The sequence below is a fragment of the Photobacterium swingsii genome (assembly GCF_024346715.1).
GTDB lineage: Bacteria > Pseudomonadota > Gammaproteobacteria > Enterobacterales > Vibrionaceae > Photobacterium > Photobacterium swingsii.
In genome coordinates, this window is record NZ_AP024852.1 from 2,311,256 (window position 1) to 2,328,110 (window position 16,855).

General features: G+C 43.3%; 12 protein-coding genes. 4 read left to right on the plus strand and 8 right to left on the minus strand.

What is annotated here, in order from left to right; all coding sequences use genetic code 11:
• Nucleotides 1-141: 141 nt before the first annotated feature.
• The 7 genes from OCU77_RS10705 to uvrY all read right to left on the minus strand — a co-directional run bounded on the left by OCU77_RS10705 (nucleotide 142) and on the right by uvrY (nucleotide 10,209).
• Nucleotides 142-528, minus strand: coding sequence for a hypothetical protein (locus OCU77_RS10705; protein ID WP_048900807.1), 387 nt, complete (start codon nucleotides 526-528; stop codon nucleotides 142-144).
• Between the two features lie 164 nt (nucleotides 529-692).
• Complete coding sequence (nspC, locus tag OCU77_RS10710; protein WP_048900806.1) at nucleotides 693-1,835, minus strand: carboxynorspermidine decarboxylase; 1,143 nt, start codon at nucleotides 1,833-1,835, stop codon at nucleotides 693-695.
• 432 nt (nucleotides 1,836-2,267) lie between these two features.
• Nucleotides 2,268-3,512 carry a carboxynorspermidine synthase gene (locus OCU77_RS10715; RefSeq protein WP_107302501.1) on the minus strand — a complete coding sequence of 415 codons (1,245 nt, stop codon included), beginning with the start codon at nucleotides 3,510-3,512 and terminating at the stop codon, nucleotides 2,268-2,270.
• A 70-nt stretch (nucleotides 3,513-3,582) separates the two neighbouring features.
• Nucleotides 3,583-6,480, minus strand: a complete 2,898-nt coding sequence (locus tag OCU77_RS10720; protein ID WP_084711904.1) for a pyridoxal phosphate-dependent class III aminotransferase — start codon at nucleotides 6,478-6,480, stop codon at nucleotides 3,583-3,585.
• A gap of 634 nt (nucleotides 6,481-7,114) precedes the next feature.
• Complete coding sequence (gene pgsA / locus OCU77_RS10725) at nucleotides 7,115-7,672, minus strand: CDP-diacylglycerol--glycerol-3-phosphate 3-phosphatidyltransferase (RefSeq protein ID WP_107302502.1); 558 nt, start codon at nucleotides 7,670-7,672, stop codon at nucleotides 7,115-7,117.
• 42 nt (nucleotides 7,673-7,714) lie between these two features.
• Nucleotides 7,715-9,517 (minus strand): excinuclease ABC subunit UvrC, encoded by a 1,803-nt coding sequence (uvrC, locus tag OCU77_RS10730; RefSeq protein WP_261856003.1) that lies wholly within the window; start codon nucleotides 9,515-9,517, stop codon nucleotides 7,715-7,717.
• Nucleotides 9,518-9,564: 47 nt separating this feature from the next.
• Nucleotides 9,565-10,209: a UvrY/SirA/GacA family response regulator transcription factor gene (gene uvrY / locus OCU77_RS10735; protein ID WP_048900804.1), complete on the minus strand. Its 645-nt coding sequence runs from the start codon at nucleotides 10,207-10,209 to the stop codon at nucleotides 9,565-9,567.
• Nucleotides 10,210-11,036: 827 nt separating this feature from the next.
• Here uvrY and OCU77_RS10740 point away from each other — a divergent pair.
• The 3 genes from OCU77_RS10740 to OCU77_RS10750 are packed head-to-tail and all read left to right on the plus strand — an operon-like array spanning nucleotide 11,037 to nucleotide 14,127.
• A complete protein-coding gene (locus OCU77_RS10740; protein ID WP_048900803.1) occupies nucleotides 11,037-11,588 on the plus strand; it encodes an ECF-type riboflavin transporter substrate-binding protein in 552 nt (183 codons plus the stop codon).
• Nucleotides 11,589-11,590: 2 nt separating this feature from the next.
• A complete protein-coding gene (locus OCU77_RS10745) occupies nucleotides 11,591-13,285 on the plus strand; it encodes an ABC transporter ATP-binding protein (protein WP_107302503.1) in 1,695 nt (564 codons plus the stop codon).
• On the plus strand, nucleotides 13,285-14,127 hold the full coding sequence (locus OCU77_RS10750) for an energy-coupling factor transporter transmembrane component T family protein (protein WP_048900802.1): 843 nt from the start codon (nucleotides 13,285-13,287) through the stop codon (nucleotides 14,125-14,127). Before OCU77_RS10745 ends, OCU77_RS10750 begins: the two co-directional genes overlap by 1 nt.
• Before the next feature lie 96 nt (nucleotides 14,128-14,223).
• Here OCU77_RS10750 and OCU77_RS10755 read toward each other — a convergent pair whose 3' ends face one another.
• On the minus strand, nucleotides 14,224-15,120 hold the full coding sequence (locus tag OCU77_RS10755) for a DMT family transporter (protein ID WP_239686086.1): 897 nt from the start codon (nucleotides 15,118-15,120) through the stop codon (nucleotides 14,224-14,226).
• Between the two features lie 110 nt (nucleotides 15,121-15,230).
• Between OCU77_RS10755 and OCU77_RS10760 the strand changes: the two genes are divergently transcribed.
• Entirely contained in the window at nucleotides 15,231-16,661 is a 1,431-nt protein-coding gene (locus OCU77_RS10760; protein ID WP_107302504.1) for an aminotransferase-like domain-containing protein, read from the plus strand.
• The last annotated feature ends 194 nt before the right edge of the window (nucleotides 16,662-16,855 follow it).

The window sequence follows — 16,855 nt, forward strand, 5'->3', positions numbered from 1 at the left end:
GCTGAGAACGAGGCGTACTTTACCCTGTTCAACAATAGAGTCAATAACAAATCTATCAGTTATGGTGTGACTGAATATTCAATCACCAAATATACTGTATTTTATTCACCATCACTGGCATTTTGCTAACTCAATGCGCAATTATTCACTTTTCGCCGGTACTGCTTGTGTAAGCACAGAGTACGAGACACTACTGGTTTCGCCAGCCAAAGTCGGCTTAATAGCACTAAATGCAGTATTTTCAAATAAAATATGGTAGTTACCCTCTGCAAGGGCGAACCAGTCTGTTTCATGCACGCCATTCAATGGGGTAATACTTTTGATATACACGAGTGATGCGTTGCCGAAGTCACCATTTTGTGTTGTTGCTACCCATTGACGATAATCTTCTTCATCAAGAATATAAGCTTCTATTGGGTTCCCTCCCTGAAGACTGGCTTTTACTTTTACTTGCTTATCTTTACCTACGCTAAACTGTGGTGCTTGATAGGTATTGGCTTTAACGTATAAAGAATCGGATTCAGTCACATCCTCGCCACTATTGCACCCTGACAGCCCTAATATAGAACCAAGTATGACTAAGGCTATTATCTTTCGCTTACTATTCATATCATCAACAACACTGTTTTATTAGAGTTGTAACTATAACAAAAAAGCCAGTAAAAACTGGCTTCTATTATTAAAATTCGAGATTACTTCACAGACCATTGTGACAATGAGCGCTTAAAGTCGTCATAGCCAAATTCATTCAGCTTTTGGATTTCACCCGTTGAACGCTCACAATAAATAGATGGCATTTTTAGGCCATTAAACCAGTTTAGCTTCACCATGGTATAACCCGCGCTGTCTAAAATATGAAGGCGTTGCCCTATTTTCAATGGTTCATCAAACTGAGTCACACAGAACTGATCACCCGCGAGACATGAACATGATCCGATAACGTATTCATGCTCACCTTTATCTGACGCCTCTGCGATAGACGCAGGTTCATTGTAGATAAGTGTATCTAAACGGTGTGCTTCCGTTGCTGAATCGACAATGGCTGTTTTCATGCCATTCTCAACAACATCAACCACAGTGACCACCAGATCTGTCGTTTTAGTGATAATCGCTTCACCAGGCTCAAGATATAATTGTACGTCATGCTTTTCAGAGAAAGCCTTTAGTGCTGCCGCCAATTTTTCAAGCGCATAATCCGGCCATGTGAAGAATACACCGCCACCTAAGCTCACCCAATCAAGCTTATTTAGGTGTTCGCCAAACTGTTCAGAAATCGCGTCGAGTAGCTCAATGAAAGCATCAGCATCTTTGTTCTCACAATTCATGTGGAACATTACGCCATCAATTGAATCAAAGACTGTTGGGTCTATATGATCGGCTTGAACGCCCAGACGAGAAAATTGACGCGCAGGGTTCGCTAAATCTTGCCCTGCATAGCTCACACCAGGGTTAAGGCGCAACCCCATTGAGGCTTTGCCCTCAACAAGATGGCGGTGTGCCGCTAGCTGTGTTTGCGAGTTGAAAATCAACTTATCACAAATATCTGCGACTTCTTTTACATCATCTTCGCTGTAACCCACGCTATAAGCATGCGTTTCACCACCAAAGGTTTCGTAACCTAACTTAACTTCAAATGGACCGCTACTTGTCGTGCCATCTAAGTAAGGTTTGATGATGTCAAATACGCCCCATGTTGAGAAACATTTCAGTGCCAATACCAACTTAACGCCAGATAGTTCTTTTAGCTGTTTTGCTTTCTCTAGGTTTTGAATCAACTTATCTTCGTTGATCATGAAGTATGGGGTTTTTAGTTGTTCTTTATTGTTTACTGTCATTATCTTGTTCCAAGCTAAATTTGCCTTAACGGCACATTAGAACCCTCTCCGAGGGTGTCACTTTTTGTCTACAGCAACACAAAGTAACCAAAAAATGCCGTGTGCCGAATTTTTCTTCATTTTGTATGCTGCTTATAATCTTCGCACCGCTTTGTAACTCGCTTCGCTCAAACAAGACAAAGCTGCCCTTCGGACTGCAAGATTACTGACGCAACATCCAATGAAAAATAGGCATTTAGCAACAACACATAAAATAGAAGAGAGCCTCTGCCCTCTTCTTTATATTCACAACGTTTAAACTTTCGACGCTAATAACCTATAAAGCTTTTAAGCGCAGGGATTTCTCTTCAGATCTAGGCGGAAGCGCGGAGTTTATAGGCATAAATGAGCACTTCCAACAACGCAATGAAGAGAAATAACCAGTTTAAAACCTTATTTCAAGATTTTGATATCTGGCTGGCCCACAGGTAGCTCTTGAACGTGCCAATCTAGACCGATTTCAGGCATAGTTTCGAGGAACGGGTCTGGGTTTAGCTGTTCCATGTTGAATACGCCCTTATCTGCCCATTCACCACGGAAGAACTGAAGTGCAGCAGTGATTGCTGGTACACCTGTGGTGTATGAAATCGCTTGGTGCTCTACATCTTTGTACGCTACTTCATGGTCGGCATTGTTGTAGATGAATACACTGCGCTCTTTACCGTCTTTCTTACCTTGTACCCAAGTACCGATACAGGTTAAGCCTGTGTAACCTGGTGCTAGTGACGTTGGATCTGGCAGTAGTGCTTTTAGTACGTGTAATGGCTGAACAACTGTACCATCGTGCAGTGTTAGTGGATCAGGGCTTAGCAGGCCAATATCACGCATGCAGTTAAAGTAGTTTAGGTAAGCATCACCAAAGCCCATCCAGAATTCGATACGTTTTGCTGGAATGAACTCTTTCATGGAGCGAACTTCATCGTGCGCCATTGAGTACACTTTTTGAGGACCACAGTTAGGGAAATCAAACTCTAGCATACGTGTATGACAAGGTACTTGTTTCCACTCTTCGTTTTCCCAGTAGAATGAATCACCTTGGATTTCTAGCATGTTGGTTTCTGGATCGAAGTTAGTCGCAAATTTCTTACCGTGATCACCAGCGTTTACATCCATTACATCGATAGTGTCGATTTCATCGAATAGATGCTTAACCGCGTATGCTGCAAACACAGAGACTACACCCGGATCGAAACCAGCCCCTAGGATACCTGTGATACCTGCCTCTGCGAATTTTTCGCGGTAGCCCCACTGCCAATCGTACGCTTGTGGCACTTGCTGGCCTTCTGAACACAAATCTACCGCGACTGAGGTATCTAGGTACGATACTTTTGCTTGGTAACATGCTTCCATGATGGTCATGTTTACCCAAGGAGGACCAGCATTGATAACAAGATCAGGCTTCACTTCGTTGATCAGTGCAACCAAGGCTTCAACGTTATCTGCATCTACTGCGCGTGCTTCTAGTTTTTTCGTTGTGTCCTTAAGGTTATTACGGCCTTTGATCGACTCAATGATTTTTTCACACTTAGATACGGTACGTGATGCAATTGTAATATCACCTAGCACTTCGTTGTTTTGTGCTGCTTTATGTGCAACAACCCAGCCAACACCGCCTGCACCAATTTGTAGAATAGCCATAATATTTTCCGTTTATTAAATCAATAAAAGTCGCAGCCAGCGAATACACTGACCACGGTTAAGTCATGTATTAGCCTGTCACTAACTCGAGTTGAGTGGCGACTTGGCGTATTTCGCTCAGTAATGATTCAAAATCTGACAAAGTCAGACATGGGTTTAAAATCGTCAATTTCAGTGACACTTTGCCATCAACGATGGTTTCCCCTAATACCGCCTTCCCTTGCACAAGTGCATCAATGCGTAGTTGCTTATTAAGCTGATCAAGATCCACTGCGTTTTGTCCTACAAAGCGGAATAGCACAGTAGAAAGAACAGGATCAGCAAATAATTCAAAGTCTGCCGACTGATTGATCATGTCAGCGACTTGTTGAGTTTGTCCTAATAAATGATCATACATAGCACCCAGTGCTTGCGTACCAACACACTGCATGGTCATCAAGACTTTAAGCGCATCAAAACGTTTGGTTGTCGCGATCGACTTATCCACTAAATTAGGGAGTAAATCATCTTCACGGTTCAAGTAATCAGCATGGTGAAGCAGGTACTTAAAGTTTTCTTTGTCTTTGAGTAGCACGGCACCACAGCTAATTGGTTGATAGAAAAGTTTATGAAAATCAACGCTAACTGAGTCCGCTTTTTCCATCCCGTGTAAACGTGATTTATGACGACTTAAAATCAATGCACCACCATAAGCACCATCGACATGGAACCAAAGGTTATGCTGTTGGGCAATATCGGCCATACCAGCTAAATCATCAATCGCACCATGATCGGTTGTGCCCGCCGTACCGACTAACGCAAATGGCATCAAGCCATCATTACGTAATGCTTCAACGGTTTTGACCAGCGAAGCAATCTTTATCGTGCCATCTGGATTGGTATCCACACACTCGACAGCATGCTCACCCAGTCCCATTAACGATGCAGACTTTTGAACTGTAAAATGCGATTTTTTCGAACATAAAATACGCAGTTTACCCGCGTAATCAGGAAGGCCTTGCTTTTGAATATTGTGCCCTGAGATTGTATCTGCAGCCCAATCTCGCGCTAGCAATAAACCCATCAAGTTACTTTGCGTGCCGCCTGATGTGAAAATACCGTCAGCTTGTGTGCCAAGTTGGTACACACCACATAACCAATCCACTACTTTTTGTTCCACAAACGTTGCGGAGCTTGCCTGATCCCATGAATCCATTGATTGGTTCAAGGCTGCAATAAAGGCTTCAGCCGCAACAGCGGGGAGCAATGGTGGTGTATGTAGATGCGCAATACAGTGGGGATGTTGAACAATGATTGAGTTTTTTGCAATCAGCTCGCCCGTTTGCTCAAGCACAAGATCAAGCGGCAACTGCTGATTATCTAAATCGATATTATTGATCATCGACTTGAGGACTTGAGGTTCAAGGCCAGAATAAGGCGAGTTGCACTCCTCAAACACCTTCTTCAGCACTTGGGTCGTTTGATTTAATGCCGCTTCAAATAAATCAGCACCACCGTCGCCAGTATGGATGAAGTGATCACGCCAGTGAACATCTTCACTGACGACAGGCGGTTCATTCACCACCGCAGGGCCTGCCGTTGCAAGAATAGCTTTGCTTAACGCATCAAGTGCGAAATCAATTTGCTCTAAGGTAATAATTATCGGCGGAAGGAAACGCAGTACTGAGCCCTGACGACCACCTTTTTCAATGATCAAACCACGCTCTAACGCAGCACGCTGGATTTGCGCAGCCAGTTCAGGATCCGCTTCGGGTTCACCAAACTTGTTTTTACTGCCATCCGTTTTTACAATTTCAGCACCAAGCATGAGGCCTTTACCACGTACCTCAGCGATACAGCTGGTATATTGTGCTATACGCTCTAAGCCCTCACGAAAGTACTGACCAGCCGTTTGAGCATGCTTGACTAAGTTATCACGACGAATAATTTCTAAAGCTTTTGCCCCAGTCGCCATTGCCAGCTGATTACCGCGGAATGTGCCTGTGTGTTCACCGGGGCGCCAAGTGTCGATCGACTTATTGAAGATCAAAATCGACATAGGTAAACCGCCACCAACAGCTTTAGAGAGACAAAGAATATCGGGATTGATGCCCGAATCTTCAAAAGCAAAGTTATGGCCAGTTTTACCAATTCCACACTGAATTTCATCGAAAATCAGTAAAATACCATGTTCTTGAGTAATACGGCGTAACTCACGTAACCAGAATGCAGGCGCAGGAATCACCCCACCCTCACCTTGGACCGGCTCTACAATAATAGCAGCTGGTTTTTGAACGCCGCTTTCATCATCGCTGAGCATACGCTCAATGTAGCGGATACTTTGTTTTGCACTTTCGTCGCCTTGTAAGCCGAATGGGCAACGTAAGCTATAGGGGAAAGGTAAAAAGTGCACATCAGACATTAAACCTTGGCGACGCTCTTTGGTACCAAGGTTACCCATCATCGCCATCGTACCGTTTGTCATGCCATGATAAGCACCGTGAAATGCAGCCATGGTATTACGACCCGTCGTTTGTTTTGCTAATTTAATTGCAGCTTCGACAGCGTCGGCACCGGATGGGCCACAAAACTGAATACGGGCATTTTCAGCAAAAGATTCAGGCAGAAAGTCCATCACTTCTTTGATGAACTTATCTTTAGCTGGCGTCGTCATATCAAGTGTTTGATAAGGCAAACCAGCATTAAGTTGATCGATAATCGCTTGGTTAATTTCAGGGTGGTTATAACCCAGCGCAAGCGTTCCTGCACCAGCAAGACAATCAACAAAGAGTTGACCTCGAGTATCTTCGACAAGCACGCCAGCTGCTTTTGCAATCGCTAGTGGCAAACGGCGAGGGTAAGAGCGGACTTCCGATTCGTAATGCTCTTGACTTAATAACAGCTCATCTGGCGTTAGATCGTACAAATCATGCACGACAGGCACATTTGACGCATGCTTAAGATTATCTAAATTAAACACGTTATTCATGATTATTCCATATCAAAAAATTGCTGTGTTTAGCCGTATATTCGTGCGTGATAGCGATAAGCAATCGATAACAAACGCTGAACTGCACGTTCAGAATTGTCATTATTACCTTAACGAGTCATCACAAAACACGTAATAATTTTGCGGTAAACACATCAGTACCCATCAACAAAAAGCTGATGAAGAGATAGTGCGCCAGTGGCTGGCTATAAATTTTTAGATAGGAGGATCAAGGCTCAGTAATGATACTGCAATTAGGTAAGACAAAGCTGAATTGGGTTTTCAAAAAAAGAATATGCACTGTTGGGTTCCTTCAATATGCGCCTGCTTATTAATACAGACTTGCGCTATTAATGCCCTTCTACTGATACAAGATGTTCGTATCAGTACCTACGGCACGTTATGGCAATATCAGCAGGATTTGTCATAACGCATGTGCCCCAGTAAACATGGCCTACATGGGATTGTCAGAAAAGTAACACAGACGACAGTGCGTTTCCACCCTATATTTCATTTTGAACATAATCGAAAATACGAGACGTATCTTTATTGTTTAAAATCCAAACGAATGTTTGGTACACAAGCTCCAAATAGCAAAAAGGCGACCTAAGTCGCCTTTTTTAAACATATAAAGTTACATATGGTCGGCATGCAACAAATCATCTTTTGCAGCCTTTAAGTACTGATACATAGACCAATAAGTTAAAACTAGCGCAATATAGAGTGATACATAGCCAATCCACACCGCCCACTCGGTTGGATGCCACAGTAAAATAAAGAGTGCAAACATTTGAGTCGCGGTTTTCACCTTACCCACCCAAGACACTGCAACGTTAGAGCGTTTACCTAATTCAGCCATCCATTCACGCAAAGCTGAAATAATGATTTCACGACCAATCATTGTGACCGCAGGGATAGTGATCCACAGGCTATGGTAGTCTTCAACAACAAGCACAAGTGCCGTCGCCACCATTAGCTTGTCAGCTACTGGGTCAATAAAAGCGCCAAAGCGAGTTGTTTGATTCAGTTTACGTGCCAGATAACCATCAAACCAATCTGTCACACCCGCTACCCAAAACACAAATGCCGTCGCAAAAGGCGACCATTCATAAGGTAGATAGAATGCAATTACGAAGACGGGGATAAGAAGCAAACGGATAAAGCTCAAAATATTCGGAATTGTTAAACGCATAACGATTATTCTTATAAGTGATTTTAATAGAGTGCCGCAAAGCTAGTTATGTTGCAATGCGTCAAATATCTTTTCTGCCAAAGATTTACTGATCCCTGGAACTTTGGCGATGTCTTCTTTACTTGCTCGTTTAAGTTCTTGAAGTCCACCCATGTATTTAAGTAATGCTTGGCGACGTTTCGGGCCAATTCCCTCTACATCTTCTAACGCACTGCGCTTACGAACCTTGGCTCGTTGCGCCCTGTGTCCACTAATAGCGTGGTTATGGCTTTCATCACGTATATGCTGAATAAGATGCAATGCAGGAGAATCACTCGGCATTGAAAACTCTTCACCCGTAACTAAAAGTAGGGTTTCAAGCCCGGGTTTACGTGTTGTGCCCTTTGCCACACCAACAAGTAATGAGCGTTTTGGCCAATCTTGCATGAATGTATTCACTACATCATACGCTCTTGAAAGCTGACCTCTACCCCCATCGATAAAAATAATGTCTGGGATCTTATCTGGATCCATTTGTTTACCGTATCGACGCTCTAATGCTTGTGCCATGGCCGCATAGTCATCCCCTCCAGTGATCCCCGTGATATTAAAACGGCGATACTCAGGCTTCAGCGGACCATCTTTATTAAACACAACACATGATGCAACTGTCTTTTCACCCATGGTATGGCTGATATCAAAACATTCCATCCGATTAATTACATCAAGCTTGAGCGCTTTTGATAAGGCAGCAAAGCGCTGTTGAATCGTCATTTTATGATTCAACTTACTGATTAATGCAGTATTGGCATTCGTTTGTGCGAGTTTAAGATACTGGCCACGGCTTCCGCGCGGGTTAGTCTTGAGGGCAATTTTACGCCCAGCGACTTGGCTCAATGCATCTGAAATAACGGTTTGCTCATCCCCTAGCGATTCACTCAGCACAATCACCGTTGGGATCACGCGACCTTCCGCCTGATTCAGATAAAACTGCGTCAAAAAGCTGGATAATACTTCCGGCAAATCGGCATCGGACGGCACTTTAGGGAAGTAACTGCGACTACCAAGGATTTTACCTTGGCGGATATAAAGTGCATGAATACACGCCATACCACGTTCGTGCGCTATGCCAATAACATCAATATCATCTTCGTTGTCATGGCTGACAAATTGCTGTTCTTGCACACGGCGAAGGGCTTGAATTTGATCGCGATACGTTGCGGCTTTTTCAAACTCAAGTGCCATGCTAGCTTGTTCCATTTTTTCGACTAACGCACTGATAACCTGTCGATCTTTCCCTTGTAGGAACAGACGGACATAACCAAGCTGATCATTATATTCGTCGTCACTAACCAAACCTTTAACACAAGGACCTAAACAGCGACCAATCTGATACATCAAACAAGGTCGGCTACGATTGGCATAAACGGAGTCTTCACACTGACGCACAGGAAAGAGCTTTTGCATCAAGTGCAAGCTTTCTCGCACAGCACCAGGGTTGGGATACGGGCCAAAATACTCCCCTTTGCGCTTTTTCGTGCCACGGTGGATGCTTAAGCGAGGGTGCTTATGGTGGCTCAGAAAAATATACGGGTAAGATTTATCGTCGCGCAACAATACGTTGTATTTAGGCAAATACAATTTGATGTAGTTATGCTCAAGGATCAGGGCTTCAGTTTCGGTGTGGGTGACTGTGACATCAACTTTATTGATGTTTTTCACCAAGGCACGTGTTTTTTCGCCCGCTACATTGGTGCGAAAATAACTCGAAAGGCGTTTTTTGAGGTCTTTTGCTTTACCGACATAAATCACCTCACCAGTGGCATCGTACATCCGGTACACGCCAGGCTGGTGAGTGACTGTCATTAAGAAGCTTTTTGAATCAAAAGCTGTTCCGTCGTGATGGTCTGACACTACAAGGTCTCTGTGTCTAGCATCCCGTGACGAATTGCAAGGTGGGTTAGCTCCACATCACCACTAATATCAAGCTTGTTGAACAAGCGGTAACGATAGCTATTGACCGTTTTAGGACTCAAGCTCAGCTGCTCTGAAATGTCGGTAACTTTCTGGCCCTTGGTGATCATCATCATGATCTGTAACTCACGCTCAGAAAGATCTTTAAACGGGTTTTCAGCATCTGAAGCAAATTGGCTCAATGCCATTTGCTGCGCAATTTCAGGAGAAATATAGCGCTGTCCACTATTCACCATACGGATGGCATTGATCATCTCGTCGGGGCCTGCGCCTTTGGTCAGATAACCTGAACCACCAGCTTGCATAACCTTAGTCGGAAATGGGTTCTCTGTATGAATAGTTAATACGATAATCTTTACATCAGGGTTGAAGCGAAGAATCTTACGGGTAGCTTCAAGACCGCCGATACCAGGCATATTCATATCCATAAGAATGATATCCGCATGTTCACTACGGCACCATTTTACGGCTTCCTCACCACTGTCGGCTTCCCCTACCACTTTAATACCACGGACATCTTCTAGAAGACGTCGGATCCCTGTGCGAACCAGTTCGTGATCATCTACAAGGAATACATTAATCAAGCTGTATCTCCAATGATTTGGCTCTGCACCCAGTCAGAATTGACGGGATTGCTTTAATAGTACCTAATTTTACCCTAACTTGATATCCGAGCACATTCGCATTCTGTGCCTTAGCGCAAAATTTCGAATCAAGTTCAGGCTTGACAAGTCACACCTGAAGGGCATTTATTACATGCTGTAAATTAAATATCACTAAACAGCAGTATTTACCAACTCTTCCTAAAAATAAAGCAGAAAAGAGAGATAATTTAATCGGTTACAAAAGATATACTCTATTTTATCTTTAGTTGCTAAGTTTGTTAATACCTCGAAGTTACTATAAATGTAGGAACTTCTCAGACTCTATCACCTGAACCTATCTTTTGTGCTTCAGATTCAAACAAAGCATAAAAAACCTTTTATTTCATAACGATAGATTTTTCGAGAATTATTATTCAACTTAATATTTACAGTGTCCATCTATCCTTACAAGCTTAGCGCATATTGCCTACTTTTCACCTTAGGAACAGTGAGCCATAACGCATCAAGACACATATAAAATAGCAGACTGTGATTTCAGTTATATTCTCGACACCTATTAAGATCGTCTAATATCTAGACGTCTAGAAGTAGAGCGTTCCTTTCATGCTTTTCTTGCTGTATGATTGCCGCCCTCAATGCTGTTGGTGCATTGATTTTATTACCGCTCTTGGTTAATTACGGATAATTAAACGCTAAGTAATCCTCTTTGATTACTTTGGTGACAGCTTTTGAAAAAACAGTCGATTATTCACTGTTTTAGCAACCATCTTTGCGGATAGAAGAAAAAGATCACAAAAGGTTCTATCATGACGCTTTCTGCTAAGACTGTGGTGCTTATCGCCATTGGTGCTGCCCTTTATGGCATCGGCGGACTTCCTATGTTTGGTATTCCAGTTTTTGCAAACACCACTCTAAAGCCAGCGATGGCTGTTCTTGCTTTATTTGGTGTTCTTTTCGGCCCACTAGTTGGCTTCCTTGTTGGATTTATTGGCCACTGGGTTACTGACCTCTTTGCAGGTTGGGGGGTATGGCTAACATGGGTGCTAGGTTCTGGTATCGTTGGCTTACTGATCGGCCTATATCCAAAAATCACTCAAGACCGCCTAGAAAAAGGGAAATTCAATAAACTGGATTTCACGCTTTTCGTCTTCCTCGCATTCCTAGGTAACGTCATTGGTTACGGCTGCTCGGCGTACCTCGATTCAGTACTCTATGCCGAACCTTTCGTTAAAGTCATGGCACAACTTTCTATTATTGCGGCTGGTAACACACTGCTCATTGCCATTGTTGGTCACTTTATTCTTACTGCTGTCGCTAAACGTAAACAGCAAAGCTACAACCTTAAAGAGGCTGATTAAGCATGACTATCCAGTTTTCAGATTTCACGTTCAAGTACTGGGCGTTAGAACAGCCAACCTTAAAAAATATCAACCTCACTATCGAGAAAGGTGAAAAGGTTGTCATTATTGGTCCAAGTGGTAGCGGTAAGTCGACACTTGGCCACTGCTTAAACGGTTTAATCCCCCACTCAATTAAAGGGGATACCACAGGCAAGCTGACGTTAAATGGTCAAGACGTTTCAAAACTTGACCTGCACCACTGCACCAATATGGTCGGCACAGTCTTACAAGATACTGACGGACAATTTGTTGGATTAAGCATAGGTGAAGATATTGCTTTTGCGCTTGAAAACCAAATGGTAGAGCAAGCAGAAATGCACAGCATTGTTGAGAACACGGCAAAAATGCTGGATCTTGATACTATGCTGGAACTCTCTCCTTTTGACCTAAGTGGCGGCCAAAAGCAGCGTGTATCACTGGCTGGTGTTATGGTTGACGATGTCGACATTCTCTTATTCGATGAGCCTCTTGCGAGCCTTGATCCGCAAACGGGTAAACAAGCTATTGAGATCATCGATCAGCTGCACCGTGATACGGGCAAAACAGTGGTTATTATCGAGCACCGTTTAGAAGATGTTCTTCATTGCCATGTTGATCGCATTATTTTAATGAACCGTGGTGAAATCGTCGCAGACATGACGCCAGACGCCATGATTGCTAGCTCACTATTACAACAACACGGTATTCGTGAACCACTGTATATCTCGGCATTAAAAGCGGCAGGCTGTGAAATCACAGAAGCAGATAAACCCGCTTACTTCTCTACCCTATCTCTTAGTAAATTCGCCCCACGTGTAAACGAGTGGTTTGCTAAACAAACTGAAGCCATGGTGCCTGAAAACACCTCGCCACTGTTAGATGTACAGAACCTAAGTTACTCCTATGATGGCGAGCGCCAAACACTGGATGACGTGAGCTTTACCTTAAATAAAGGTGAGTTTGTTTCTATCCTAGGTAAAAACGGCTCAGGTAAATCAACCATTACGCGTTTAATCATGGGTGTGCTAGAACCTGACTCGGGGTCGATGTCTTTCAACGGTGAAGACTTATCAACCCTGTCTATTTTCGAGCGTGCTCAGAAGATTGGGATTGTATTGCAAAACCCGAATCATATGATTTCTCATCACATGATTTTTGATGAAATTGCATCAGGTTTACGCAACCGTGGTATGGCCGAAGTAGAAGTCGAGCGTCGTGTCCACGATGTACTTAAACTATGCGGCTTATACCGTTTGCGTCACTGGCCGATTGAAGCGCTTAGTTACGGTCAGAAAAAACGCGTAACCATCGCAACCATTCTAGTTCTTGAGCCTGAGCTATTGATTCTAGATGAACCAACAGCAGGCCAGGATTATCATCACTACACCGCGATGATGACCTTTATCCGTGAGTTAAATGAAAAACTGGGCATTACCATTTTGATCATCTCTCACGACATGCACCTTGTTTTAGAATATACCCAACGTGCCATTGTTATTGCTGATAGCAAGTGTCTTGCTGATCAAGCAGTAAACGAAATATTCAGTAAACCAGCCTTACTTGAGCAAGCCAACCTTAACGTGACGAGTTTATACACGCTAGGCAAAGCACTCGGTATTACCCGTTTAGATGATTTCATTCGTTGCTTTATCGAGCACGAGGCGCAAACAAAATAATGAAAACCAATAAAATTAAATTTGGCATTAGCTACGTTAACACGGGCTCAATGCTACATAGCTTGAACGGCATCACTAAATTCCTACTCTTTATGGGTTGGGTAACTATGGTGCTGATCACCTTTGATATCCGAGTGATTTTCGGATTAATTGCAGTCGGCTTATGGCTATTAAAACAATCAAAAGTCCCTTTTAAGGTTTATAAGCCCTTACTGATGGGTACTTCTGTCGTCCTAATTATGAATGCCCTTTTCATGTTCCTGATTGCACCGCAGCAAGGCATGGAATATATGGGATCACAAACTGTGCTGCTCCCTCTTCCAGGCAGCTACAGTATTACGGCAGAAACCTTGTTTTACTTAGCAACAGTAACACTGAAATATTTCAGCATGTTCCCGATTGCTTTGGTGTTTGTGTTCACCACACACCCAACTGAATTTTCAGCAAGCCTGAACAAACTTGGCGTACCCTACCGTATTGCTTATGCTGTGAGCTTAACCCTACGTTATTTACCTGAAGTCACCAAAGACTTCATTAATATCATGCATGCACAACAAGCGCGCGGTGTTGATATTTCTAAAAATGTGCCGGTCTTTAAGCGTATCCGTAACGTCGCTAAAATCTTAGGTCCACTCATTTTTTCTAGCCTAGATCGTGCAGATGTTATTTCGAACGCCATGACGCTTCGTGGCTTTGGCCGTAACAAGAAACGTTCTTGGTATAGCCTCAAACCGCTGCAAACTCGAGACTATGCAGTGTTAGCAACCGTTGCCCTTGTATTGGCAATTGGTTTAATGAACCGCTATCAAGCTGAAAGCCTGTTTTGGTACCCGTTCTCGTAAGCTCTGCACATTAGCACCATGATGGAAAAAGCCGCTTCACTATGCGGCTTTTTGTTTATCTGCCATGCACAGCTACCACATTAATGATTCATATCTTTAGGCACGCTGTTCAACGACTATTGGTTGCTTTTTAGCGGGTCTTATCATTAAGTAGACCGCCAATGCCGCAAGTGCAAAACCCAGTGCACCAAACATATCAAATTGCTCACCAAACGCTAACCATGCTTGTAACGCTGTCATAGGCGGTACTAAATAAAACACCGAGGCCACTTTCGACGATTCACCATGTTTCACCATATAGAGCAGTAGTAATATTGCCACCAGCGACAATACCAACACTAGCCACACCAAAGTCAGAATAAACTGCGTGTTCCAGTCTACAACCATAGTTTCCGTTGATGTTGCCACCACCGCCAGCAACAAACCTGTCGCGATATATTGGTAGAAGGTCCCACCAATTAAATCCACGCCCTGACAAAAACGCTTCTGATATAAAGTCCCTAATGTGATCCCCAACAGTGCTAGCATAGTAAAACCAAACGCCATGGCTTTGGCCCCTTCTTGTTGCCATTCCATATTGCCTTGTAGCACCAAACTGATACCAACAAACCCTAGCAAGAGCCCAAACCACTGCGAAGATCGCAGCTTTTCATTGCTCATGATAACCATAATAACAGCCGTTAAGATTGGCTGAATCCCCACCAGCAGTGCGCATAGTCCTGCAGGCATACCGAGCGAAATAGCCTTATAGGTTCCCCCGAGGTAAAAACCATGGATCAACACGCCAACAGCAAACGAATGCCAACGCATTTTCCCTTTAGGTAAATGGGCTTTCAACGCTAACACGAGCACACCAAATACCAGCACATTAGCCATCATGCGTAGCAGTAAGAAGGTTGCTGGCTCAGCATATGGCAAACCAAAACGCGCGCCAATAAATCCTGAACTCCATAGCACAACAAATAAATATGGAGCGATTTGTGTCATTCTCATGTGACCTACCTTTATTGTTCCTTTTGTTATAGATTATTCAGGTACAGAAAATCATAAAAGTGACAGTTTCGGCTTGTTTTTAGGGTACAGAAATGTGTTTATAAAGGAAGATGTCAATAATGATAGGCAAGAAGTACCAACAGGTTGTGCAATTTATCCGTGAACAAATCACAAACCAGTGCTATTTACCCGACGAGAAACTACCTTCGATTCGTGCATTAAGCCAACAGCTTCAAGTCAGTAAAAACACAGTCATTCGAGGTTATGAACAACTCGAAGCCGCTGGCGATATCACGCCCCATCCACGTTCTGGCTTTCGAGTCAGCAAGCTCAATACTTCGTCTAAAGAGTCTCAATTGCCACCTTCTGAGGTTGATCTTATTGGCTTAAGTAAAGTCATTCTTAGCCAACCACTTAGTCCTGATTTAGTCCATGCCGGATCGGCACACCCTAATACTGACTTTCCTGCAATTCGCTCACTATATGCGGAAATTGGCCGCCATAGCCGCTATCAAACGAATATACCAAGCCATTACCAAATCCCACCGGGTAATGAAACGCTGATCAAGCAACTGGTTCATATAAATCAAGAACTCGGGATTTCTACTTCGCCGAATAAAATCCTGATTACTCACGGTGCTCAGCAAGCGATTAGCTTAAGTTTACAGGCCGTAACTCAACCAGGTGATGTCGTACTTGTTGATTCACCTTGTTATTTTGGGACTTTGCTGATCATAGAGTCACTCAAACTCAAAGCGATAGAAGTACCAGCCAACCCCACTACAGGCATTGATCTTGCCGCCACTGAACATGCAATCAATCACTGGCCAATAAAAGCAATTGTGATTAACCCTTCCTATAACAATCCAACGGGGTATGTCATGCCTGATGACGCACGTCGTCAGTTTTTAGCCATCACGAAAAACATTCCTATCATCGAAGATGACGTGTTTGGTGGTTTAGCCTATCAAGAGCATCCTGCAACCTTAAAAAGCTTAGATCAGCAAGATAGGGTGATCTACTGCAGCTCACTATCAAAAACACTCGATTCACGCTTACGTATTGGTTGGGTATTAGCTGGCAAATATCAAGATGCCATTGAGCACCGTTTATTGTGTGACAACATGGGCAGTTTAAATTTGATGCAATCAGCTGTGGGTGAATTTTTGAGTTCAGGAAAATACCGCCAGCATTTAGGCGTTATCCGACGTACTTACCGCCGTAATCAACGTAACTTCGCAGCCCTCTTTGTCGATGCATTAAACCAGCATCCATCACTGGTTGGTCAGTTCCATCTATCCCAGCCAGAAGGTAGCTTCCTATGCTGGCTCACATTACCGAGCAACACTGATACTTTTGCTATTTATCAGCAAGCTTTAACCATGGGGATCAGTATCTTACCCGGTAGCATGTTTGGTACCCAAGGCCAATACAATCACTGTATTCGACTGAGCTTTGCAACATTCGAGCAAAACGACCATTGGCAGCAAGGTATTACTCTGCTTGCAGGTATTATCGCAAATAACACCATAACCCACTGATAATTAATTATTTAGTTAGAATAACTCCGTTATTTTTTATCAATCACTCCTTGGGTATTAGCCTTCTCCCTCCTCAATTATTACCACTGAGTAAAAGTAATTTATTATTTAAGTGGATTATCAGCATCTGAGAAATAAATATAATGGCAACCATCAAAACGGAGCACGCAATTGTGCTGACGTAATAAATATAA

Excerpts from the sequence above, each read along its gene's own strand:
- nspC (WP_048900806.1), bottom strand. The coding sequence starts at position 1,835 with ATGACAGTAAACAATAAAGAACAACTAAAAACCCCATACTTCATGATC.
- OCU77_RS10715 (WP_107302501.1), bottom strand. The coding sequence starts at position 3,512 with ATGGCTATTCTACAAATTGGTGCAGGCGGTGTTGGCTGGGTTGTTGCA.
- OCU77_RS10720 (WP_084711904.1), bottom strand. The coding sequence starts at position 6,480 with ATGAATAACGTGTTTAATTTAGATAATCTTAAGCATGCGTCAAATGTG.
- pgsA (WP_107302502.1), bottom strand. The coding sequence starts at position 7,672 with ATGCGTTTAACAATTCCGAATATTTTGAGCTTTATCCGTTTGCTTCTT.
- uvrC (WP_261856003.1), bottom strand. The coding sequence starts at position 9,517 with ATGACAGTCACTCACCAGCCTGGCGTGTACCGGATGTACGATGCCACT.
- OCU77_RS10740 (WP_048900803.1), top strand. The coding sequence starts at position 11,037 with ATGACGCTTTCTGCTAAGACTGTGGTGCTTATCGCCATTGGTGCTGCC.
- OCU77_RS10745 (WP_107302503.1), top strand. The coding sequence starts at position 11,591 with ATGACTATCCAGTTTTCAGATTTCACGTTCAAGTACTGGGCGTTAGAA.
- OCU77_RS10750 (WP_048900802.1), top strand. The coding sequence starts at position 13,285 with ATGAAAACCAATAAAATTAAATTTGGCATTAGCTACGTTAACACGGGC.
- OCU77_RS10755 (WP_239686086.1), bottom strand. The coding sequence starts at position 15,120 with ATGAGAATGACACAAATCGCTCCATATTTATTTGTTGTGCTATGGAGT.
- OCU77_RS10760 (WP_107302504.1), top strand. The coding sequence starts at position 15,231 with ATGTCAATAATGATAGGCAAGAAGTACCAACAGGTTGTGCAATTTATC.